Origin of the sequence: uncultured Aquimarina sp., from assembly GCF_947492405.1 — a bacterium.
Classification (GTDB): Bacteria; Bacteroidota; Bacteroidia; order Flavobacteriales; family Flavobacteriaceae; genus Aquimarina.
In genome coordinates this window covers 334,184-355,844 of record NZ_CANLMP010000001.1, presented here as the reverse complement: position 1 = coordinate 355,844, position 21,661 = coordinate 334,184, and the positions used below count along the sequence as shown (strand labels likewise).

Here is a 21,661-nt window from a genome sequence, read left to right as displayed (position 1 = left end):
AAAGTAGAAAGGATATGGAAACGAAACCTTTAAGAATAGTATATGATCACAAAAGAGAATATTCAGAAAACAGTTCAAAACGTAATAAAAGAATCATTGAGCTTTCAATATGGTCTCTTAAAAAAATCAGGACTCTAATTGACCATTACTTAAAAGAATTAGAACAATGGGGATCAGGAGCTGGCGAAGCTATTAGAAGGTAAATTACATGAAAATTAATACTAAAAGATAATGTGATGAAAACAATACAATCAATATTATATACACTCTTCCAAAAAATAGGGAGTGATATAGTAAGAAACAAGAGATACAAAAGTCAAAAAGAATTTCAGTCTTTAGATAAGCAAGAAGAAGTTTTTTTATTCATCTAAAAAATTGAGAATTATGAAAACTATTAATAAAATAACAGGAACATTGATAGTGTTGATACTCTTATCAAGCTGTTCATCCGTAAGGATAACAGATTCTTGGAGAAACCTTGAGGTCCCAGAAATAAAAGGTAAAAAAGTGATGGTGGTAAGTAAGACAGATGATCAAACCGCTAGAGTACGTTTTGAAAAAGATTTAGTCGAAAACTTAAACAAAAAAGGATATCAATCTATTGAAAGCTATATTGTTTTTCCAAACTCATCTCCAACCAAAGAATTAAGCAAATCCGAAACGATGGAAATAAAAGATAAGCTTAAAAAAAAATGGGATAGACATAGTAATAGTAACCATACTAAAACATAGTGAAGAGTATACTAAAACGACTAGTAAAAACAATTCTTTTTATACAGTATACCCGTCATATTACGGTTTAGGATATTATAGAGGATTTTATAGATACTATGGAACAATATATGTAGACTCTGATCCAGTGACAGTACTAACAGAGAATGTTAAAAAATATACGCTGGAAACTGTAGTATATGATCTTACACAACCAAAAGAGAAACAATTGTTATCAGTAATTACAACTGAGATTGATGATCCACAAACCCTCGGAATGGTATCGCTAGATTTTTCTAAAAAGGTAGTCAAAGAATTGAATAAGTAAGTTGTTTTTTCATGATAGAGTTTGGTTGATGACTGGCAGTCGGAGATTTATTAGGTGTTTTCGGCTGCCTTTTTTAAGTACATATTACATTATCAACTCAAAGTATGTTAAAAAAACACTGCAAGAATTAATTGATTCAAATTAAGAAGTGAAGAGTTTCCCCATACCTTCACTTCTACATAGAAGCCTCCAATCTCCATACGGAGGCTTCTTCTTTTTAATTCCGGTTTAAAGAATAAATAACAAAAATATGACTGTGGTTAATAATTATATGATCCGTACAATTTTCCGTAAATTTAACAAGTACGAATTAAAGAAGATATTATTTACATTGAGCTCTAGAAAAGTAAAACACATAGTGATGTTTAGGATAGCACTGCTCATTGCGACTCTTATTAGTTTACCACGTACATTGACATTATTTGATGTAAATCAGAAACTGTTTGATTCTTTTTCAGAAGTTTCAGTACAAGATATTATCATTCGCTTTTTATTTCTCTTTGTAATGTCACTAGTTTCATTGGAACTTAATAGTAATTGGAAGTATATATACGCTCAATATTCCGTTTTTTCACGAACATGTATAACTATTATGCTCAATACAGTATTTTTTTTAGGTATCGTTCAGTTATTTGTTTCATTATATCCTTTAGTAACAGGACAAGAGTTATCAGATTCAGAAATTGGATTTACGTACTTTGTGTATTTTGTAGTTCTAGTGATTACTATTTTTATAACGAGAATTCTTAAATATCAAATGATACATAACGAAGATCTTTTAGAGAACGAAAAACTAAAACAGCAAAACCTTCAGAAAGAACTAACAGCCTTAAAAAATCAAATCAATCCTCATTTTCTTTTTAATTCTTTAAACTCATTAAATTCAATAGTCAGAGATAATAAAGATGCAACTACGTTTATAAAAGAACTATCTTTTATGTATCGCTATATTTTACAGAGTGGAGAAAGAGATCTAGTCTCTTTACAAGAAGAACTTAAATTTTTAGATAGCTATGTTCATTTGGTGAAAACCAGATATCGTAATCGTTTTGAGATGAATGTGTCAATAGATGAAAAATATTTACTAAGAGAAGTTCCTCCGCTAGCACTACAATTATTAGTAGAAAATGCAGTAAAACATAATGAGATTTCAGAAAAGAATCCTTTACAGATAAACGTATATTCAAAAAATGAATTTATTTATGTCGAAAACAAAATAAGAGAAAGAACTTCTTTTGTAGATAGTACAGGTAATGGATTAATGAACCTTGATAAACGATATTTTTTATTAAAAAAGCAACATATTAGTATTCGTAAGAAAGAGAATATATTCAGCGTGAAACTGCCACTAAATTGACGATATGAAAGTAATAGTAGTCGAAGACGAAATAACAGCAAGTGATCAACTCACTTTTTTACTTAAATCAATAGATCCTACTATTGAAGTATTGAAGGTTTTAGATTCTGTAAAAACGGCAATCGAGTATTTTTCTGGTACTCAAGAAGCATCCCTTATTTTTATGGATATTCATCTGGCAGATGGTATTTCTTTTGAAATATTTGAACAAGTAAAAATTGAAACTTCTATTATTTTTACAACTGCCTATGATCAATATGCAATTAAAGCCTTCAAAGTAAATAGTGTAGATTATTTATTAAAACCTATTGATGAAGATGAATTGTTTGAAGCCATTGAAAAATTTAGAAACAGATCCAAAGAAGAGGGTTTTCTAGACCATCAAATTCAAGGAATGCTACAGGTACTTCAGACTAAAACAAAACCTCATAAAACCACATATCTGGTACATCATAGAGATGAATTACTTCCTATAAAAACCGAAAAAATTGCCTATTTCTATATAGACACAGGTGTCGTGAAGGCGATTACTTCAGAAAATAAAGCATATAGCATTGATAAAAAACTAGAAGATATAGAAGATGAACTAAACCCAGAGGTTTTTAACAGGGTGAATAGGCAATTTATAATAAATAGAAATGCTATCGAGAATATTAAACACTATTTTAATGGTAAACTGATTGTTAATATAAGTCCAGTTTCCAAAGAACGTATCGTAGTAAGCAAAGCCAAAGCTACGAGGTTTAAAAAATGGGTGGATTTATAAATTTATATGACTACCTCTTGCCCTTCACGAGCCAAAAAACAATTTGAAAAACGTTGTTGACATTGCCGTTCTACCTTTCTCAAAAAATCATCGTTATGTTCTGGATCATGGTGTGTGAGGTATAGCATTTTTACATTCGCAGCCTCAGCAACTCCAATGGCCTGTTCCCAACTACTATGTCCCCAGCCTTTGTGATTTGGTAATTCTTCAGGAGTATATTGAGCATCATGAATAAGCACATCAGCATTTTTACAAAAATTGACAACATTTTGATCTAACGAATCACCGTGTTCTATATCTGTACAATAGACAAATACTTTTCCTTCAGTTTCTAAACGATACCCATAAGCTCCACCAGGATGCTTATGTTTGTTGACTGTTATTTGACCTCCATCAAAGGCGACTTTATTGCCTTTATTCACAGTAAAAGTGAAATTTGCCCCCATATCATCTATACCTATAGGAAAATAGGTACTCTCCATTTGTTTAGCAAATATTTCTTTGAAATCATGTAGGTCTGGAGCATCATCTCCAATGATAAAAAATTGGATTTCTTTATTTATATCATACGCAGGAGCAAAAAATGGAAATCCCTGAATGTGATCCCAATGGAAATGTGAAAAGGTTAGAAAAATCTTATTCCCTTGAGAAAAGTTTTTTGAAATGAGTTCTTTTCCTAATTTCCTAATACCCGTACCAGCATCAAAAACAAGCACACTTCCTCCTTCCTTTTTACCGGATACGGCTACGCAAGTTGTGTTACCTCCAAACTCCTGAAAGCCAGATTCACAAACAGGTATAGAACCTCTGGTGCCATAAAATGTTATGACCATACATCTAATTTAGCTAAAGAAGTAAATACAACACTAGAATTATTTATTAATATTCCTAATTTCTTCTTTATATGTTTCTTGATCTATCCCTTTCTCAATAACAGCTAATGATTTTCCAACAATGTATTTAACATTTCCTGGGGTAAATCCTATTGCTTTGGCCATTCTTTCTAACCAAAGGGTTTGTTGTTCTCCAGAAATGGTCTCATCTTCAGAAATAAGCTTTGTTAAGGTATACATACTTTCTAATCGCTCATTATGGGTAGTGGTGGGTTCTAATGGATAGGTTAGATAGTTTTGCATGATGTGATCATATTCTTCTCCTGAAATTCCTAAAACTTTGGCCAAATGATCTAAAAAGGTTTTCTCCTCTTCCGATACTTCGCCATCTCTTAAGGTTATTTTTACAACTGCTCCAAATTGATAATGATAGGTACTTTCTGATTTCATAATATCTTCTTGTAAATATTTGATTTATTAAATTTAAAGAATTATTCGATTAATTCTCATGATAATGTTTGTTTTAAAAGAAAATATTAAATTAAAAATCACCAAAACACAAAACCCATATGTCATAAATTCTACGAAAATTGCATTAGCTCAAAAGAGTAGAAGATAGTATTATACCAATATCATTTTTAGTTTGTTCCTGATTTTTAACATCGTTTATTATTAAAAAGATTCATTAATCCCAAAATAAAAACCATTATTACCATTTTCTCCAAATCCAGTATCCAAACGCAGCCAGGTACTTTTGTTTTTAAGTAACTTAAAGCGTATTCCAGCTCCTGCACTGGGTTTCATATTGCTTATGCTAAAGAAATTTTCAGGATTACTTGCCACTTCGCCTACTAATCCAAAGGCTGCAATTGTCCATCGTGGTCTAAAACGCCATCTATACTCTGTTTGTATAATATACATATGGTTGTCTGTAAATCTACCATAGAAATATCCTCTGGCACTATAGCTTCCACCAAACTTTGCTAGTCCCTGAAAAGGTGCGTCTCCAAAAGTATTCTCACTATAGACTTGCATAGCCAGAATACTCGTTTTAGTTAATGGTTCGTAGGTCCGTAAATCCAAAAAGAATTTATTATACCCATGAGTTGCCCCTAGAAGTTCGCTAGAAAATTGAGCATTAAGCTTATAATAACGTCCGGATAGAGGAGATCCAATATCATCTCGAGTATCTAAATTAAAAACAACGCCTAGACCGCTTATAATTGCTCGATCACTGCCTAAAACTGTCGCAGCATCTAGAATTCCTCCCTCTTCAACCTCGGTAACTTCATGGTTTTCGAAGACATACTCAAATCCGAAATTAAGATTTGGAGGTAAGCGTCTTAGGTATCCCATTTTTAGTTTATGCGAAGTCATATTATAAACTTCTTCATCTCTATCTGGTGTACTATTACCTATGCCCCAAAATAAATTAGGGTATATTTCCCAAGTATAGTCTATATCAATAAAATAATCTCCTTTGCCTAAATAGATTTCTGGTTTGACTTCAAATAGAAACTGTTCATTTAGTGTATAAATTCCGCTAAATAGAATGTTTGATTGGCGGTCATTATAGATATTGCTTTTATTTAATAGAAACAGTTGTCCTCCACCACCAAAACCAAATTCAGTTTCTGGGGTATAAAAGGCAATAGGAACTCCTATAAATTGAATACTTTTTGTGCTTGCTATCGTATTCGTTTTAAAAACAGTCTCTTTACTTTGAGACCACGAAGTAGTAGAAAATAGAATAAGTACTAGAATATATGTTAGACCCTGCTTTTGCATCAAAATTGATCTACTAAAATGTTAAAACCAAATGAAAAAGAAATATTACTTATAAAAATATCTTCTGATGTTACAGTATTAGCGGGAAGCGCTTCCTGATCAACATTAATCCATAATAAATTTAATTTGAGTCCCAAATCAAAGGTTACCAGATCAAAAAACGCATATGAATACCCTATACCCACTAATGATCCAAAGCCTCCTCCTTCACCAAGTTGTTGTACAAAAGAATCGGCTTGTTCTATACGGGTTTCATCTTTGTAACGTACATATCCTGGCGCTAATTGAAAAAACAAAGAGCCTTGTTTATTCTTGGAAATAAAATAGGATACTAATGGAGCTATAAATATATTTTCTGATGTTCTTTCTACAATACCGGAGTTATTACTTCGATTTAGCGTTAACGTGCCCCCTATTAAAAATCTATCTTTGATAAACTTTCCTGTGGTAAGATTGATGCCAAATTCATTAGTAGAAGTATTTTCTCCTGTACTTTGTAACTTAATAGTACTAGAATTAATAGTACCGGATAGACCAGTAAACCATCTTCCTTTCCGAAAAGGAGTGACAACAGAATCATTTTCTTTTTCTTGACTATTTCCTGTTAAGCTAACAAGGAGCAGTAGCACAACTAGAATGTTAAAGTATTTATTCGTATACATGATTTTTCCTTCGTATAATCCTATTGATCCTGATGATGTGACAATACTACTTTTATAAATACAATTACCTTTTTAGTTTCATAACCTTTCCTCCTCTTAATATTGTCAGTTCAAAAGGGTCCGTAGGTTTTAGGTTTTTGCCAAACTCTCCAAGTTTTACCAGAGCCTCATCCGTAAGATCAAAGACAATTCCATTAAATGCCATAATAATATCACCGCCAATTATCAATTTTTGACCATCAATAATAGCTTCTGTATCTCCTCCTTGTAATCCCATTTTATGCAATACAGAACCAAAAACCACACGCTGTACCAACAATCCACTTCTTTGAGGGACGTTAAATAATCGCTGTGTTTTACCTGTTAATGGATATGAATCAAAACCTAACCAAGGTGTTCTATTATTTAGCATTAAATTTTTGGTAATATTAGCAGTAGCAGCAAAACCAATACCTTCAAAACCTCCTGATTTAGTAAGAATTTGACTAACGACACCAATAACTTCTCCTTTCATGTTGAACATAGGACCACCAGAATTCCCTGTATTGATAGCAGCATCAGTTTGAATAAACTCAGATTGAGTAAATGGATTAATACCTTTTTTGTTTTTGATAATACCACTCACATAACCTGAAGATAGGGAATGGCGATATCCAAAAGGGGCACCAACAATAAACACCTGTTCTCCTATTTTTACTCGATCTGAGTCTCCAAAATTCACCGTTATAGCATCCTTTTTGGGTATATCTAATTTAATTAATGCAACATCTGCTGATTTGAAGGTAGAAATCACTTTTGCAGATCGTACTTCTCCGTCAATAAATTTGACTCTTAATGTTTCAGCAGCATCAACAACGTGTGATGCAGTAATAATTTCAGATTCTGAAACCATAAAACCAGATCCCAATCCTTCAGAAGTAACTGTTCTGGTAATACCTCCATTAGATTCTAATTTTGCTTCCTGCGTGAAGATTACAACCACTGCTGGATTTACAGTTTCATAAATTTTAGAAAGATCTTGCGCCGTACAAAAACTACTTAGTAATATAAAAATAAGGAAGCATGTATTTTTCATCGTTGAATTTTCAAAAGAGTATTATTCTTGTATTACAGATGTTTTGCTACTTTAAAAAACTGAGTCAGTTTTTAGAGCATTGTAAGATTCATTAAAAGTAATATAAAAAACTTCTATATCAAACATCTCTAAATGCAACTGCGGAGATCAAAAGTATTGATCTTTTTAAGGGATTCTTATGAAAACATGATGATCGATATGACTTATCTTAAAATCTTTATTACTGACTTTTATCAGTTTTTGGTATTCTAGATTTTATTTAAAAGTTTTTTGATTTCGCGGAACTCCGTTTAAAACAAGTCTCAACAATGCATAAAAAAATCCTAATAGTATTATTTTAAATTAAAAAAGTTAAATTTATACGATTTTTAAACCAAAACTCATCAACACGCAAATCATGAGAAATTACTTCACTGGACTACTCTTGCTAGTCTTTATATCTGCCTTTGGACAAACACAAGAAGAAAAACTACAAGAAAGGCAAAAGAACAAAGTAGAGATATTCGAATCCAATGAAAAAGACAATTTACAAGTTTTTGTTGCCGGAGAAGTGGATAAAATGAAACTAACAGAAGACCTTAGAGATGACTATTATGGTATTCTCTTATACTACACCAATAAAATGGGACGTATCGGAGATAAGAATAAAGGATATACGGAAGCTGAGATGAAAACGAAGTTTGACGCTATGGTGATTCAGCTTAATGATGAGGTCAAAGAATTTCTAACAGACGAGCAGTATAAAATACACCGAGAAAGTTTCGGTAAAATTGTTACTAGTGTTTACAATAGAAAAGGTTGGGCCAAGTAGCATATATCAATAATCATAACTTAGCTAAAGATATGAGGTTCAAAAACATTTTTATCAGTATATGTTTTGCTTTTTTTTCAATAACCATTTTTGGACAAACAGAAGGTATTGAAGAAGATACCAAACCTGTTTTGGAAATATTCAAGAAGGAAGAAACCAACTATATCGAAAATTGGATGAAGGATCTTATTACTGATGAAGCGATGACTCCAGAAACAACTGCCCGATTTAAGGTTATTACCTCCTATTATGGTTTAAAAATGAAGCAGCTTAGTGAAAATACTAAACTGACCAAGATTGAAATTATTGATGGCTTTAATAATTTGGTAAAAAAACAAAATAAAGAACTTGAACAAATATTACCTTTAGAACAATTCGAGAGTTTCTCTAAATTTTATGACAAACTATCTTGGTCAGTGAATAAGCGACTAAATCAGTTATAACCTATTATTTATTTTAATTTATAGTATACACGCATCATTTTAGTAATATGAAAAATATAAGATTACTACTCTTACTCATCTTCGTAAACTTTTCAGGGTATTCGCAATCCTCAAAAACAGTGACTATAGGTATTCTTTCCGATAGATCATCTGAAGAAACAAAACCCTTATTGTCTAAATTAAAAAACGAAATAAAAGGTGTTGTTGGACAAGATGCAACGATCGTTTTTAAGGAAGTACTGGAAAACGGATTTAATGTAACCAAGGCAAAAGAAAACTATCAAGCGCTTGTAAATTCTGATACCGATATTATTTTAGCGTTTGGGGTGATCAATACGCTCATCATTGATAAAGAAAAAAACTATCCAAAACCTGTTATTTTATTCGGATCTGCGAATAGCGATTTTTATGATTTTCCAGAAAATCAAAAAACTTCGGGAGTTGCTAATATTACCTACCTCATCGCGCCTTTTTCATATACAAAAGATTTGGATGTTTTCGAATCTCTTTACTCCTATAAAAAAGTGGGTATTATCATCGACGATTTTTTACCGGATCTATTACCAATTAAAAAGTTATTAGACGACTATTTCTCAAAAAAAGAAGCTGCGTATACGTTAATTCCTCTTCAGAATAATCAAAATATAGCAACAGATTTAGATGATGTCGATGCAATATATCTTACTACAGGATTTCATTTAAATGATACCGAATTCAGAACATTAGTTACTACGATCAATACAAAAAAATTACCTTCATTTTCTGCCTATAGTATCGAAGATGTACAGAGAGGAATTTTAGCATCTAACCAACCAGGAACATATATCGATCAGTTTTTTAGACGTATTGCTTTGGATATAGAAGCTATTATTAATGGTACGAATGCTTCTGAGTTACCCATCTACTTAGAATATAAAAATAAACTTTCTATAAATGCCAATACCGCAAAAAAAATTGAGTTCCCATTACGCTATAGTTTGTTGGCTACAGCAGATTTTATAGGAGGGGCTAATGATGAACAAGTAGGTACATCGTATTCTATTATTGATATCATGAAAGGAGTGGTGGCTAAAAATCTATCGCTGGATGCAGAAAGGAAAAATATTGAGTTAAGTAGTCAAGATCTAAAAACTGCTAAAAGTAGTTATCTTCCCAATGTAACTGCCAGTGCCAATAGTTTATATCTAGATCCGGAGGTTGCAGAGATTTCTAATGGCGCTAATCCCGAGTTTTCTACTTCTGGAAACGTAACCCTGGAACAAGTTATATATTCTGAAGGTGCGGGAGCCAATATCACAATCAGTGAGAATTTACAAAAAGCACAAGAAGAAACCTATAACGCAGCAGAACTGGATGCACTATTAGATGCATCGGTAGCCTATTTTAATGCTTTGATTTTAAAAACGAATGTAGAAATTCAAAATCAAAATCTTCAGGTTACAAAAAAGAATTTGGAAATAGCAGATCAAAACTTTGCTGCTGGAGAATCCGGAAAGTCTGATGTATTACGTTTCAGAAGTCAACTAGCACAGAATACCCAGAGTTTAATTAATGCAGAAAATCAAAAACAGCAGGCTTTCAATGCGATTAATCAGTTGATGAATAACCCTATCGCTACTGAGATTGATATCGATAATGCCGAAATATCTGAAGGAATATTTGAAAATTATAAATATCAGGATTTTAGAGAAATTTTGGACGACCCGAAACTAAGACCTGCACTTATTGAGTTTTTAGTCGAAGAAGCAAAGAAAAATGCTCCTGAGTTAAAAAACATTGGTTACAATATGGAAGCCACCCAACGTAATTATCGATTGAATAATCTTGGACGATTTGTACCAACCGTAGCGTTACAAGGGCAATATAGTCTTGTCTTTTCAGAATCAGGTAAAGGGTCAACAGTGCCAGCTGGTTTTCCTGATGCTCCTGATGGAACCTATAATGTAGGTGTAAATCTTTCTTTACCTATATTTCAGCAAAATCAACGAAACATTAACAGGCAAACTGCAAAAATTCAAGAAGATCAATTATTGGTTCAGAAAGAGAATGTAGAACTAAATATCGAAAGAAATGTGAACGACATTTTACTAGATATGATCAATCAAATTGCAAACATCGAAATATCCAAAATATCAGAAGAGGCTGCCAAAGAGAGCTTAGAACTTACTCAAAATGCATATTCTCAAGGAGCAGTTCCACTGATTCAGTTAATCGATGCTCAGACCAATTACTTACAGGCTAAACTTGCAAGAGCAACAGCCAATTATGACTACTTATTAACCTCAATGCAGTTAGAAAGGTCGATAGGATATTTCTTTTTAATGAATGATGAAGCAAATAATCAGGATTTTATTCAAAGAGCTAACCAGTATATTTTAAATAAAAACTAATAAACCACCTATGAAATCTATAAAGCATATAGTACTTATGGTTTTTTCATTATTAATGATAAATGCCTGTAAAGAAAAAGAAGTTATAAAAGAAGAAGTACTGAGACCTGTGGAATATCAAGTTGTAGGTAGTTCTAGCGCTCAAAAGATGAGAACCTTTAGTGGTATTGCTAAAGCTGGTGATGAAATAGAACTAAGTTTCAGAAGTACCGGAATCATTACTACTCTTGATATAAAAGTTGGACAAAAAGTAACTAAAGGTGATCTGATTGCTAAATTAGATAATGTACAGGCTAATCTCGCTTATGAGCAATCAGTTTCTGCCCTGAACAGTGCCAAATCTTCTATGAATACTGCAAAATCAAGTTTGGATCGTATTAAATCATTATATGAAAAAGGGAGTAACTCCTTAAGTGATTATGAATCTGCAAAAAATTCATATCAGAGTGCTTTGGATCAGTATGAATCTGCAAAACGAAACAAAAGCATCCAGCAATCTCAGATCAGTTATGGATATATCAAAGCGCCGAAGACAGGCATCATTGCTGCAAAAAACAGTCAGCTAAATGAAAATGTAAGTGCAGGACAGGTTATTGCAATATTAAATGCTGGAGATCATACGAATATCGAAGTAGGCTTACCAGAAAATGTAATTAATAAAGTACAATTAGGAATGAATCCTGAAATCTCATTTTCCGCTTTGAATGATAAAAAATTCGCAGGAAATGTTATCGAAATTGCTCCTATTGTAGGAGAAGGCTCTGCTTCCTATCCAGTAAAAATTGATATTACAGATTCAACTAAAGAAATAAAACCTGGAATGACCGCTAATGTTACTTTTAATTTTGGAAATACGCAAACCAGTAGTGATACTGCATTAGTAATTCCAGTAAAAGCTGTTGGAGAAGATGGCGAAGGTAATTTTGTTTTTTTAATTGAATCTAAAGATGGAACCACAGGTATTGCAAAAAAACATCGTGTAGAAATTGGAGAACTTACTACAGATGGTTTTAAAATTAAAAGCGGTCTTACAGAAGGACAAAAAATCGCTACCGCGGGACTTCAGACCCTGCTAGATGGACAAAAAGTGAAGTTACAATAACTACTATCAAAAGAAGAATATATGAATTTTGCTAAATTTTCTATTGAAAAAAATCGTGTTGCACTAAGTATTCTTACTGTAGTGATGGTAATGGGGATGGTTTTTTATGCTTCACTTTCACGAGATAGCATGCCGCCATATACGATTCGTGTGGCATCTGTTGTTTCATCATTTCCGGGAGCAAGTCCAGAACGTGTTGAGGAATTAGTAACCGATAAAATTGAAAAAATAGCGCAGGAACTCCCTGAACTAAAAAAAGTAACCAGTACTTCTAGAACCGGACTTTCGGTCGTTCAAGTTGAGTTAAAAATGGAAGTCACTCCCGAGCAGTTACAACCCGTTTGGGATCGATTGCGACGTAAACTAAATACAATCCAAGGATTGCCAAGTAATGTAGTTCCACAATTGAATGATGACGGTATTGGAGAAGTATTTGGGATAGCTGTGGGAATTACTAGTGATGGATTTTCATATGCAGCTATGAAGGAACAAGCAGATGATCTTCGTGATGATCTAATTAAATTAGAAGATGCAGCCAAAGTAGAAATCAATGGAGCCCAAGAAGAACGTGTTTTTGTGAAATTTGACAACACAAAACTTAAGGCATATGGATTAACATCAAGTAGTTTGCAAGGAATTATTGCAAGTACAAATATCCTGAATTCTGGTGGAGAAGTTAATATTGAGGTCGAACGTATCATATTAGAACCAACAGGAAATTTTAATGAAATAGAAGATATCAAAAGTATGCTGATTCCTATTGGGCAAAGTGGTCAAGTAGTTACTTTAGGAGATATTACGGATATAGAAAAAGGATATATTAATCCACCTAATCAAAAAGTACGAATTAATGGAAAAGATGCAATTTCATTACATATCTCCTTAAAAGAAGGGAGAAATATTATCCAATTAGGAGAGGAAATCGATCTGCTATTGACAGCATGGCAAGCAAAACTTCCTGTGGGATTAGAAGTTTCTCGATTAGCATCTATAGATCAATATATCGATCTTAAGATTAGTGATTTTTTAGGAAATTTGATGCAAGCCATTGCTATTGTACTAGCAGTAATGCTTATTTTCTTGGGATTCCGCACAGGAATGGTTATTGCCAGTTTGATCCCTATTGTAACGATAACAACGTTAATGGTTATGGGACTTATCGACGTTGGTCTTAATCAGATAACGCTGGCAGCTTTGATTATGGCATTAGGAATGATGGTGGATAATGCCATTGTAGTAGCAGAATCCATTATGGTAAAAATGGAAAATGGGATTGAAGTTAAAAAAGCGGCTATTGATTCCTGTGCTGAATTATTTATGCCTTTATTGATTTCTACACTAACAACTTCAGCAGCATTCCTGGCATTTTTTATGGCAGAATCTGTAATGGGTGATATTATGGGGCCTATTTTTGTAGTGATTACCATTGCTCTCTTATCTTCCTGGATTATTTCACTGAGTATCATCACTTTATTCTGTGTATTTTTTCTAAAAATAAAAAAACGAGAAGGTGGCAAGGTTGGTTTTTTGGATCGTATGATCAATAACCTAAAATCCAAATATAAAGATCTCATCCTAATCGCTTTGGCTTGGAAAAAATCTGTTTTGGTGAGTATTGTAGTGCTATTCTTTTTATCACTCTATGGTTTCACAAAATTAGCATTTGTATTTTTCCCGGATAGTGATCGTAATATGATTACGATAGACATTAATTTACCTCAGGGAACAAAAATTGAAAGCACTACAGAAACCATATTAGCCATCGAAGAATTTATAACGAATACGCTAAAAGTTACTGAAGAAAAAACAGATGGTATTGTAGATTGGTCCTCGTATATTGGAGAAGGACCATCATCCTATGATCTGGGATATAATGCCGATGAGCCCAATTCTAATTACGCTCATATTTTAGTCAATACTTCCTCATTTTTAGTAAATAATGATATGGTAAAGCAACTGGATGCTTTTTGCTTTGATACCTTTCCTAATGCAGATATAAAAGTCGGATTGTTAGGATCAGGCGGTGGAGGAACTCCAATAGAAATTAAGGTTTCTGGCGATAATCCGGATAAACTAGCCAGTATTTCTGAAGAAATCAAGGCAAAACTCTTTAGTATTTCAGGAACTAAAAATATTAAGGACGATTGGGGTCCTAAAGGAAAAAAGTTTGTCATAGATATTGACCAAAATAAGGCACAGCTCGCAGGAATTACCAATCAAGATGTCGCCATCTCTCTTCAAACTGTATTAGATGGTTTTCAGGCAGGAGAATTCAGAGAAAATGATAAATCTATACCGATTGTTATGACCAGTAATCAAGGAAAACAACAATCTTTAGCTTCACTAGAAACGCTTAATATTTATGGGCAAAACTCTGGAAAAAGCGTCCCTCTATTACAAGTAGCTAACATTATTCCACAGTGGCAATATTCTAAAATAAAGCGATTAAACCTTACACGAACCATCAATGTATCCAGTGAATTAACCGAAAATGGAAATGCTTCAGAAGTGACTGCAGTAATAACTCCTTGGTTAAAAGAACAAGAATCAAAATGGGGAAAAGAATATACCTATACATTAGGGGGAGATGCAGAGAATAGTGCTGAAAACATGGGAGCTGTAGCGAACTACTTACCTCTTTCAGCTTTCATTATAGTTATGTTATTGATTATTCAATTTAACTCTTTTAGAAAAATGACAATGATCGTTACCACCATTCCTCTTGGTGTGATTGGTATGGTTATAGGTTTATTAATTTTTGGAGTTCCTTTTGGTTTTATGGCCTTCTTAGGTGTAATCTCTTTAGCAGGAATTGTAATAAACAATGCCATTGTATTGATCGACAGGATAGAAATAGAAGAAAACGAATTGAAACGAAAACCTCAAGATGCGATTATAGCAGCTTGTATTCAACGTTTTCGACCCATTTTATTAGCTACTTTTACTACGGTACTAGGTTTAATCCCATTGTATCTTGGTGGAGGAGAAATGTGGGAACCTATGGCGGTAACTATTATGATTGGATTATTATTTGGAACTGTGATTACCTTACTATTTATTCCTGCTTTTTATAGTGTATTGTATAAGGTGGATTATACAGAATATGAGTTTGATGATACATTGTTAGAATAAAAAGATACTTAAGAATTTATTAAATGACTAATATTTAGGTTTAACATATCTAATGAGCCATACTAAAAAATCGCATTATAATGCAAAATAAAGTTTTGATAGTCATTTGTTTTCTTGTAATCAGTATTATCGCGAGGGCACAAGAAAAAAATCACATTAATATAGATCCTCTTTTACCCATTTTTGGTACTGTGCAGCTTCAATATGAACGAGCTATTAGCGATAAAATGAGTATTGGAATGTCGGTTGGGCTAAAAACAGGTTCAGGAATACTTAAGATTTCGGGAATTAATAGAGATCGAATTTCTATTGATGAGTTAAGTTTTAAAGGTATAAAAATCTTGCCCGAATTTAGATGGTATACCCAAAAATCCAGTAATGGACTATCAGGGTTTTATCTTGGAGTTTACACTAAATATCAGAATTTTACTGATGAAATTTCTGGTATTTATACGGATAGCAATCAAATAGATAGTACTATCGAAGTTGATACGAACATAATAACATTTGCTGGTGGATTGGAAATAGGCTATAAATTAATGATTTGGAAACGTTTCTTTATCGATTTTTTGATTGCAGGGCCTGGTGTAAGTACTAATAGGATTAAACTAGTGGAAAAGCAACCCATACCAGATGAATTCTATGATGATGTATCTGATGCGCTTTCTGAATATGCTTTTTTTGATGGACTTAATCTTGATTTTCGTATCAATGGAAATCAAGACACTAACATTGTACTTCCTGCATTTCGCTATGGGATAAAATTAGGATATTCATTTTAATAAAAATTAATAAAATTGATCAACTAAATTTATACGTAATGAAAAAAATAAAACATCTTCTAATAGTAATCCTAGTTGGCATGGGTACTTGGAGTTGTTCTACAATCAAATTAATTGATTCTTGGAAATCAGAAGATTTTCAAACGGTAAAAAGCAAGAAGATTTTGGTAGCTGCAAAAAGTCCTAATCCTACTATTCAAAAATCCTATGAAAAAGCAATCGCATCCAAACTGCGGGGACAACAGATTGATGCTATTGAAATGCATAAGGTATTTCCTAGTATTGAAGATAAAAAAGAACGAACTGCAGAAGAAATTGAGCAAATTCTAAGAATGTTCAAAGAAAAAAAAATAGAAGCCTTATTAATTACATCATTAAAGAAAACTATCGAAACCAACAATTCTTCGAAACCGGAAAGAGGAAAAATTCTTATGAAAGATATAAAAAAAGGCTTTTTTTCAATAGAAGATTATGATAATTTAAAAGATTTGCCAGATCTAGACAAGTTAGATTTTGATACATCACGTGAATCAAAAACTATAGCTACTACATATATTTTAGAATCTACTACCTACGATTTAGCCTTAGAAAAAAATCAACAATTAGTTAATGTATGTCTTTTAGACGTCATCGATCCTAATACTTCTGATCAAGTTCTAAATGCCTTTGTTAAAGTGATTTCTGACCAATTTAAAAAATAGTTAATGTGCAACTAGGTAAATCTATTTATAGGAATTCATTGATGCTACTTCTTTATTTTGCTTGCACTAGTTGTTCTATTAAAACTCCTATTGTTCACAATCCAATTTATAAAGGAAAAAATCCTCGAAAATTAGCAATATTTCTGGATGGCACTCATAATAATGAAGCGAGTCATACGAATATATCTAAACTTTATAACCTAACTACGCTTCAGGATAATCCAGATGTAAGTGCCGTATATCTAAGAGGAGTCGGAAACGGAGCAGATATATTGGGTATGGTGGCAGGTTCAGGAATGAAACGTGAAGTATGTAAAGGATACCTTTATTTAGCAGAACATTATAATCATCAAAGACAAGATGAAATCTATATTTTTGGATTTAGTAGAGGTGCGTATGCTTCAAGAGTTTTAGCTGGTTTGATTTACGTTGCTGGAATAATAGATGTAGAAGATATTCCTAAAGAAAAACGTCTAAAATTCATCAAAAAAATCTTTGATGCTCATAAAACTAAAAAGACCTTAGAAGATCGGAGAAAAGATATTTTTGAAATAACAGGACAATCGATACATCCTGATGATTATAAGATCAATTTTATGGGATTGTGGGATACGGTAGCAGCTCTTGGAGTTCCAAAATATGATGAGGAGTATTATGCTCCTAAAAACAGCTATCTTGATCAATTATGTAATGTAAAAAAAGCAGTGCATGCCCTATCACTTAATGATAATCGAAGTTCTATATTTACACCTGTATTGCTTACACAGCAACATATGGTATCTAGCTGTTCAGAAGTAAAACCAGAAGATGTTGCTAATGAAGTTTGGTTTTTTGGAGCACATTCTGATGTAGGTGGAGGCTATAGAAACACTAATATTAGTGGAGTTTCTCTAAACTGGATGATTCAACAATTAGAACCGTATCAATTACTTCCTTCTCAGACCAAGGTATATGAAGATCGTTTTGATAAGACTAATAATCCAGCAAAAGGCTTTGTTCGATTGTTCTACCCTAGAAGCAGTCGTAAGCTTTCTTTTTTAGTTTCTAAAAATGGTTATAAAAAAGAAAAACTAAAAATTCATAAATCCGTTTTAGACCGATTAAAAGTATCTTTACAAACCTATGAAATTAATCTTATCAAGCTTTTTAGCGAATGTTTTGAAAAAAATCAGATCGGAGGATACAATTATAATAAAGATGCTGACTGTTTTATAGTGATCGAATAATTTAATATGATGAAAAAATTATACCCATACCGTTTTGAACTCTTTCTATTTAGTCAGATCGCCATTCTTTTTGGGTCTCTGCTTGTTCCCGGAGACTTTTTTGAAATTGTTATATCTCCCCTACTCTTTCTAATCAACCTCGTGGCTGGTGTTTTATTGATTTCGAAGAAGAAAAAACTAATGTGGTTTTTTATTGCATTGTTAATAGTATCGGGCGTTGTATTCAGTGCAGATGTGTTAGAGGATCAAAACAATAAACTTCTGAAGTTTCTTAATATGGGAACCTACTTCTTGTTTTATACGATGGTTACTTTTGAAATAATCAAACAGATTTGGGAGACTAAAGTCATTAATAAAAATATGATCTTTGGATTGATTAGCGGATACATTTCGCTAGGGCTTATTAGTTTTTTTATTTGTTTAAGTATAGAATTGGCATATCCCGGTTCTTTTGAAGGACTCAATGCAACTATGAATCAACAACAACAATTTACAGAGAGGATCATGTACTATAGTTATATTACCCTAATGACCATTGGTTATGGTGAGATCGTACCAGTAACTTCTCTGGCTCAAAAAGCATCTATTTTAATTGGAATGATGGGACAGTTCTATTTAGTGATTCTAACTGCTATCATAGTTGGAAAATATGTAAATAAAAGAGACAATAACTAAGCCCTAATATGAGCGTGTTTCTTTTTCCAAAAGAAAAATTGATTCTTTATAAATCTATATGCCTAGGCTCGAAAGTTTAAAAGCACTTTTTTTAGAACCTTCATGATATACAACCTATACACTAAAGACAAAAACCACATTAGAGAAATTCTAAGGTAGTTTTAAATTTTTTATGATGTTATTTTAACTTACATCTGTCAGCTCAAAGCATCGATCTGTTTTGTTTTTCATGTATATATTTACTCATTTTTTAAATCACTCCAATATGTTATTAAATTCAGATATTTTTAACTAAAACTAGTGTAACTATACTATATACTTTTGCGTCTATATTATATGGAAAAGCTCTTATGGGGGATATTATTTTTTAGTTTATCTATTGCCAAAGTATATGCAAACAATACGAATGATATCGTTTTTGATAATAATAATATAACTTTTCCAAATGCAGAGGTTCTTAATGAATTTACTACTAGAATTCCCTTTAAGCTAATTGATCACTTGATCGTTATAGAAGCGGCTTTATTGAATAAAAAAGGAAATTTCATTATTGATACTGGTTCTGAAACCTTAATTCTGAATAAAATTCATTTTCCAACTAAATATTCTCACCGAAAAAAAAGAAAAGAAACTTCTGGAGTTCTTGATATAATTGAAGATACGAACACAACAAAACTAAAAGAATTCATACTACAAAATTTTAATCTTAAGAATAAAGCCTCTGACATAATAGATTTATCGCATATTGAAAAAACGAAAAAAATGAACTTATTAGGCATTATTGGCTACAGTATTTTAAAGGATTATGAAGTTTTTATTGACATGCATCTTCACCAAATCACTCTCACTAAAGTGGACAAATTTGGTAATACTCTAGATAAAAAGGTGTATGCAGAAAAATTTACTGACAGTATAAGTTTTAAACTTAAAAAACACACGATTGTCTTAGACACCTATATAAATAAACAAAAATTAAAGTTTGGATTAGATAGTGCTGCCGAGTATAATCAAATTAACAAAAACAGTAGTAAAAAAGTACTAAAATATTTCTTCCCATCTAAAAGAATAGTATTAACAGGAGCCAGTAAAAATACAATTGAAGTTATGGCAGGAAAATTGTACCGTGTACGGTTAAGTGAAACAACATACTGTGGACCGATGATTACACTTCTAACAAATCTGACAAAAATGAGTGAGGCATTCGGGACTCAATTAGATGGCATTTTAGGCTATGAATTTTTAAGACAAAAAAGAACAATCATAAATTATCAAAAAGAAAAGCTTTACTTTGTTGATTATCCTATTATAATACATTGAAAAAAATAACATTATATATTATTTATTCCTTATTTGCTTTTATAAGTATATCCATATACGCTCAAAATGAGTACAAAAAAGTAAAAGGATACCGAATTGATGGTGATGAACTTGTATTTACTTTCGATAAGAGAGATTATGACAGAGTAACATCTGACACCCACGGAAGTATACACGACTTTCAGGATTTAGATATAAAAAACGTAGTTGTTTCTGGTAAGTTTAATAATTGGTCAAAAAAACAATGGAGAATGACCAAAATTGATGATAATATATATGAACTTAGAAAAAATATCCAAGATTTTTCTGACGAACTCTCTTGGGAATTTAAGTTTGTAGTTAATAACAACTATTGGGCTGAACCATCAAAAAAAGATCTAAATATAACGCGAGCTAAAAAAAATGGACACTCTCTAAATGTATATAACTTAAAAATGTATACTGTGGCTTATCCTGATAATCAAGGGAACATGACCTTTAACTTACCGGGGCATACAGAAGCTGATAAAGTTATTTTAAGTGGAAGTTTCAACAAATGGAATGAACACATTTATGAAATGAATAAAACCGAAGATGGTTGGGTGCTAACATTACAAATAAAACCGGGAGAATATCAATATAAGTTTATTGTAGATGGCGAATGGATGGAAGACCCTATTAATCCTAATAAGACATTGAATGAATATCAAGGCTACAATTCCATAATAAATATTAAGAAGCAAATAAACTTTGTTCTTAATGGATATTTAAATGCAGATAAAGTAATATTATCCGGTTCCTTTAATAACTGGTCGGAGAATGATTATATTATGGAAAAAACAACCAATGGATGGAAATACACGATACTTCTTTCTGCCGGAAAACATCATTACAAATTTATTGTAAATGACGCGTGGGTCTTAGATCCGTCAAACTCGGTTATTGAATATGATTATAATGGTAATATTAATTCTGTTTGTATGGTAAAATAAACCTATGATTTGATAATTTATATTATACTAAAAAACCACCTTAAAAAATAAGATGGTTCTCTAATCAAAAAATATTTTATTATAGATTTTACATCTGTCGACTCAAAGCATCGATCTGTTTTGTTTTTTCCTGCATATATTTACTCATTTTTTCAATTTCTCCGGCAGGTAATGTAGAAATCAATTTTCTATATTGCTTCGTTAAATCACTACTAGATTTGCTCAATTTTAGGAAAGCGTCCATATCCGCTTTGGATTCGACCGCTTTTTTGTATTTAGAAACGTATGCTTCATAATCTCTAACATATTTTCTAGCAGCAGTACTATTAAAAGAAGGCGCACCAGCTGGAACTTCTATAACGTTTGTTTTTGGCTTCTTTTTCGTTGTTTTCTTTTTCTTTTTCTTTTTTACCACTGGCTTCTTTTCCTCTACAACCTCTACTACATCTGTTGAGTCTACAACCTCCTCCACAACTTCTACTTTATCAGATTTAGGGTCTTTTTTACAAGATACCACAGATACTAGCAAGAGACATAACAATGAACTCAATAAGATATTTTTCATAATTCTAATTTTAGGGTAGTTAAATA

22 protein-coding genes are annotated in these 21,661 nt (G+C 32.2%); 16 read left to right on the top strand and 6 right to left on the bottom strand.

The window, feature by feature from the left end:
- Window positions 1-14: 14 nt before the first annotated feature.
- The 5 genes from Q0829_RS01500 to Q0829_RS01480 all read left to right on the top strand — a co-directional run bounded on the left by Q0829_RS01500 (window position 15) and on the right by Q0829_RS01480 (window position 3,162).
- Complete coding sequence (locus tag Q0829_RS01500) at window positions 15-203, top strand: hypothetical protein (RefSeq protein ID WP_298539083.1); 189 nt, start codon at window positions 15-17, stop codon at window positions 201-203.
- A gap of 181 nt (window positions 204-384) precedes the next feature.
- Window positions 385-732, top strand: a complete 348-nt coding sequence (locus tag Q0829_RS01495; protein ID WP_298539080.1) for a hypothetical protein — start codon at window positions 385-387, stop codon at window positions 730-732.
- A 127-nt stretch (window positions 733-859) separates the two neighbouring features.
- Entirely contained in the window at window positions 860-1,039 is a 180-nt protein-coding gene (locus Q0829_RS01490) for a hypothetical protein (protein ID WP_298539078.1), read from the top strand.
- 361 nt (window positions 1,040-1,400) lie between these two features.
- Window positions 1,401-2,396 (top strand): histidine kinase, encoded by a 996-nt coding sequence (locus tag Q0829_RS01485; RefSeq protein ID WP_298539075.1) that lies wholly within the window; start codon window positions 1,401-1,403, stop codon window positions 2,394-2,396.
- Window positions 2,397-2,400: 4 nt separating this feature from the next.
- Window positions 2,401-3,162, top strand: coding sequence for a LytTR family DNA-binding domain-containing protein (locus Q0829_RS01480; protein WP_298539073.1), 762 nt, complete (start codon window positions 2,401-2,403; stop codon window positions 3,160-3,162).
- 2 nt (window positions 3,163-3,164) lie between these two features.
- Here Q0829_RS01480 and Q0829_RS01475 read toward each other — a convergent pair whose 3' ends face one another.
- From Q0829_RS01475 to Q0829_RS01455, 5 genes are all read right to left on the bottom strand, one after another.
- The gene (locus tag Q0829_RS01475; RefSeq protein WP_298539070.1) at window positions 3,165-3,995 is read right to left on the bottom strand and encodes an MBL fold metallo-hydrolase; all 831 of its coding nucleotides are present in this window, start codon (window positions 3,993-3,995) and stop codon (window positions 3,165-3,167) included.
- A gap of 39 nt (window positions 3,996-4,034) precedes the next feature.
- A complete protein-coding gene (locus Q0829_RS01470; protein WP_298539068.1) occupies window positions 4,035-4,445 on the bottom strand; it encodes a TerB family tellurite resistance protein in 411 nt (136 codons plus the stop codon).
- A 222-nt stretch (window positions 4,446-4,667) separates the two neighbouring features.
- Window positions 4,668-5,783, bottom strand: coding sequence for a BamA/TamA family outer membrane protein (locus Q0829_RS01465; protein WP_298539066.1), 1,116 nt, complete (start codon window positions 5,781-5,783; stop codon window positions 4,668-4,670).
- Window positions 5,783-6,445: a hypothetical protein gene (locus tag Q0829_RS01460; protein WP_298539064.1), complete on the bottom strand. Its 663-nt coding sequence runs from the start codon at window positions 6,443-6,445 to the stop codon at window positions 5,783-5,785. Before Q0829_RS01460 ends, Q0829_RS01465 begins: the two co-directional genes overlap by 1 nt.
- A gap of 64 nt (window positions 6,446-6,509) precedes the next feature.
- Entirely contained in the window at window positions 6,510-7,520 is a 1,011-nt protein-coding gene (locus Q0829_RS01455; protein ID WP_298539062.1) for a trypsin-like peptidase domain-containing protein, read from the bottom strand.
- 397 nt (window positions 7,521-7,917) lie between these two features.
- Here Q0829_RS01455 and Q0829_RS01450 point away from each other — a divergent pair, with 397 nt between their 5' ends.
- The 11 genes from Q0829_RS01450 (at window position 7,918) to Q0829_RS01400 (ending at window position 21,070) form a co-directional block, all read left to right on the top strand.
- Entirely contained in the window at window positions 7,918-8,331 is a 414-nt protein-coding gene (locus tag Q0829_RS01450) for a hypothetical protein (RefSeq protein WP_298539060.1), read from the top strand.
- A 32-nt stretch (window positions 8,332-8,363) separates the two neighbouring features.
- Complete coding sequence (locus Q0829_RS01445) at window positions 8,364-8,774, top strand: hypothetical protein (protein ID WP_298539058.1); 411 nt, start codon at window positions 8,364-8,366, stop codon at window positions 8,772-8,774.
- A gap of 47 nt (window positions 8,775-8,821) precedes the next feature.
- Window positions 8,822-11,164, top strand: coding sequence for a TolC family protein (locus Q0829_RS01440; protein ID WP_298539056.1), 2,343 nt, complete (start codon window positions 8,822-8,824; stop codon window positions 11,162-11,164).
- A gap of 10 nt (window positions 11,165-11,174) precedes the next feature.
- Entirely contained in the window at window positions 11,175-12,266 is a 1,092-nt protein-coding gene (locus Q0829_RS01435; RefSeq protein ID WP_298311300.1) for an efflux RND transporter periplasmic adaptor subunit, read from the top strand.
- A gap of 21 nt (window positions 12,267-12,287) precedes the next feature.
- On the top strand, window positions 12,288-15,398 hold the full coding sequence (locus tag Q0829_RS01430; RefSeq protein ID WP_298539054.1) for an efflux RND transporter permease subunit: 3,111 nt from the start codon (window positions 12,288-12,290) through the stop codon (window positions 15,396-15,398).
- Between the two features lie 80 nt (window positions 15,399-15,478).
- Complete coding sequence (locus Q0829_RS01425; protein WP_298539053.1) at window positions 15,479-16,180, top strand: DUF3575 domain-containing protein; 702 nt, start codon at window positions 15,479-15,481, stop codon at window positions 16,178-16,180.
- Window positions 16,181-16,218: 38 nt separating this feature from the next.
- Entirely contained in the window at window positions 16,219-16,881 is a 663-nt protein-coding gene (locus Q0829_RS01420) for a hypothetical protein (RefSeq protein WP_298539052.1), read from the top strand.
- Between the two features lie 5 nt (window positions 16,882-16,886).
- Window positions 16,887-18,107 carry a DUF2235 domain-containing protein gene (locus tag Q0829_RS01415; protein WP_298539050.1) on the top strand — a complete coding sequence of 407 codons (1,221 nt, stop codon included), beginning with the start codon at window positions 16,887-16,889 and terminating at the stop codon, window positions 18,105-18,107.
- 9 nt (window positions 18,108-18,116) lie between these two features.
- Entirely contained in the window at window positions 18,117-18,782 is a 666-nt protein-coding gene (locus Q0829_RS01410) for an ion channel (protein WP_298539049.1), read from the top strand.
- A 336-nt stretch (window positions 18,783-19,118) separates the two neighbouring features.
- Window positions 19,119-20,099: a hypothetical protein gene (locus Q0829_RS01405; RefSeq protein WP_298539047.1), complete on the top strand. Its 981-nt coding sequence runs from the start codon at window positions 19,119-19,121 to the stop codon at window positions 20,097-20,099.
- The gene (locus tag Q0829_RS01400) at window positions 20,096-21,070 is read left to right on the top strand and encodes a hypothetical protein (RefSeq protein ID WP_298539045.1); all 975 of its coding nucleotides are present in this window, start codon (window positions 20,096-20,098) and stop codon (window positions 21,068-21,070) included. The genes Q0829_RS01405 and Q0829_RS01400 overlap by 4 nt, the downstream gene beginning before the upstream one ends.
- Before the next feature lie 88 nt (window positions 21,071-21,158).
- Here Q0829_RS01400 and Q0829_RS01395 read toward each other — a convergent pair whose 3' ends face one another.
- Complete coding sequence (locus Q0829_RS01395) at window positions 21,159-21,635, bottom strand: hypothetical protein (RefSeq protein WP_298539042.1); 477 nt, start codon at window positions 21,633-21,635, stop codon at window positions 21,159-21,161.
- Window positions 21,636-21,661 lie beyond the last annotated feature (26 nt).

Coding starts and splice junctions, on each gene's coding strand:
- Q0829_RS01435 (WP_298311300.1), top strand. CDS start 11,175: ATGAAATCTATAAAGCATATAGTACTTATGGTTTTTTCATTATTAATG.
- Q0829_RS01425 (WP_298539053.1), top strand. CDS start 15,479: ATGCAAAATAAAGTTTTGATAGTCATTTGTTTTCTTGTAATCAGTATT.
- Q0829_RS01470 (WP_298539068.1), bottom strand. CDS start 4,445: ATGAAATCAGAAAGTACCTATCATTATCAATTTGGAGCAGTTGTAAAA.
- Q0829_RS01440 (WP_298539056.1), top strand. CDS start 8,822: ATGAAAAATATAAGATTACTACTCTTACTCATCTTCGTAAACTTTTCA.
- Q0829_RS01500 (WP_298539083.1), top strand. CDS start 15: ATGGAAACGAAACCTTTAAGAATAGTATATGATCACAAAAGAGAATAT.
- Q0829_RS01475 (WP_298539070.1), bottom strand. CDS start 3,995: ATGGTCATAACATTTTATGGCACCAGAGGTTCTATACCTGTTTGTGAA.
- Q0829_RS01480 (WP_298539073.1), top strand. CDS start 2,401: ATGAAAGTAATAGTAGTCGAAGACGAAATAACAGCAAGTGATCAACTC.
- Q0829_RS01405 (WP_298539047.1), top strand. CDS start 19,119: ATGGAAAAGCTCTTATGGGGGATATTATTTTTTAGTTTATCTATTGCC.
- Q0829_RS01450 (WP_298539060.1), top strand. CDS start 7,918: ATGAGAAATTACTTCACTGGACTACTCTTGCTAGTCTTTATATCTGCC.
- Q0829_RS01410 (WP_298539049.1), top strand. CDS start 18,117: ATGAAAAAATTATACCCATACCGTTTTGAACTCTTTCTATTTAGTCAG.
- Q0829_RS01485 (WP_298539075.1), top strand. CDS start 1,401: ATGTTTAGGATAGCACTGCTCATTGCGACTCTTATTAGTTTACCACGT.
- Q0829_RS01460 (WP_298539064.1), bottom strand. CDS start 6,445: ATGTATACGAATAAATACTTTAACATTCTAGTTGTGCTACTGCTCCTT.
- Q0829_RS01430 (WP_298539054.1), top strand. CDS start 12,288: ATGAATTTTGCTAAATTTTCTATTGAAAAAAATCGTGTTGCACTAAGT.
- Q0829_RS01495 (WP_298539080.1), top strand. CDS start 385: ATGAAAACTATTAATAAAATAACAGGAACATTGATAGTGTTGATACTC.
- Q0829_RS01445 (WP_298539058.1), top strand. CDS start 8,364: ATGAGGTTCAAAAACATTTTTATCAGTATATGTTTTGCTTTTTTTTCA.
- Q0829_RS01455 (WP_298539062.1), bottom strand. CDS start 7,520: ATGAAAAATACATGCTTCCTTATTTTTATATTACTAAGTAGTTTTTGT.
- Q0829_RS01465 (WP_298539066.1), bottom strand. CDS start 5,783: ATGCAAAAGCAGGGTCTAACATATATTCTAGTACTTATTCTATTTTCT.
- Q0829_RS01420 (WP_298539052.1), top strand. CDS start 16,219: ATGAAAAAAATAAAACATCTTCTAATAGTAATCCTAGTTGGCATGGGT.
- Q0829_RS01395 (WP_298539042.1), bottom strand. CDS start 21,635: ATGAAAAATATCTTATTGAGTTCATTGTTATGTCTCTTGCTAGTATCT.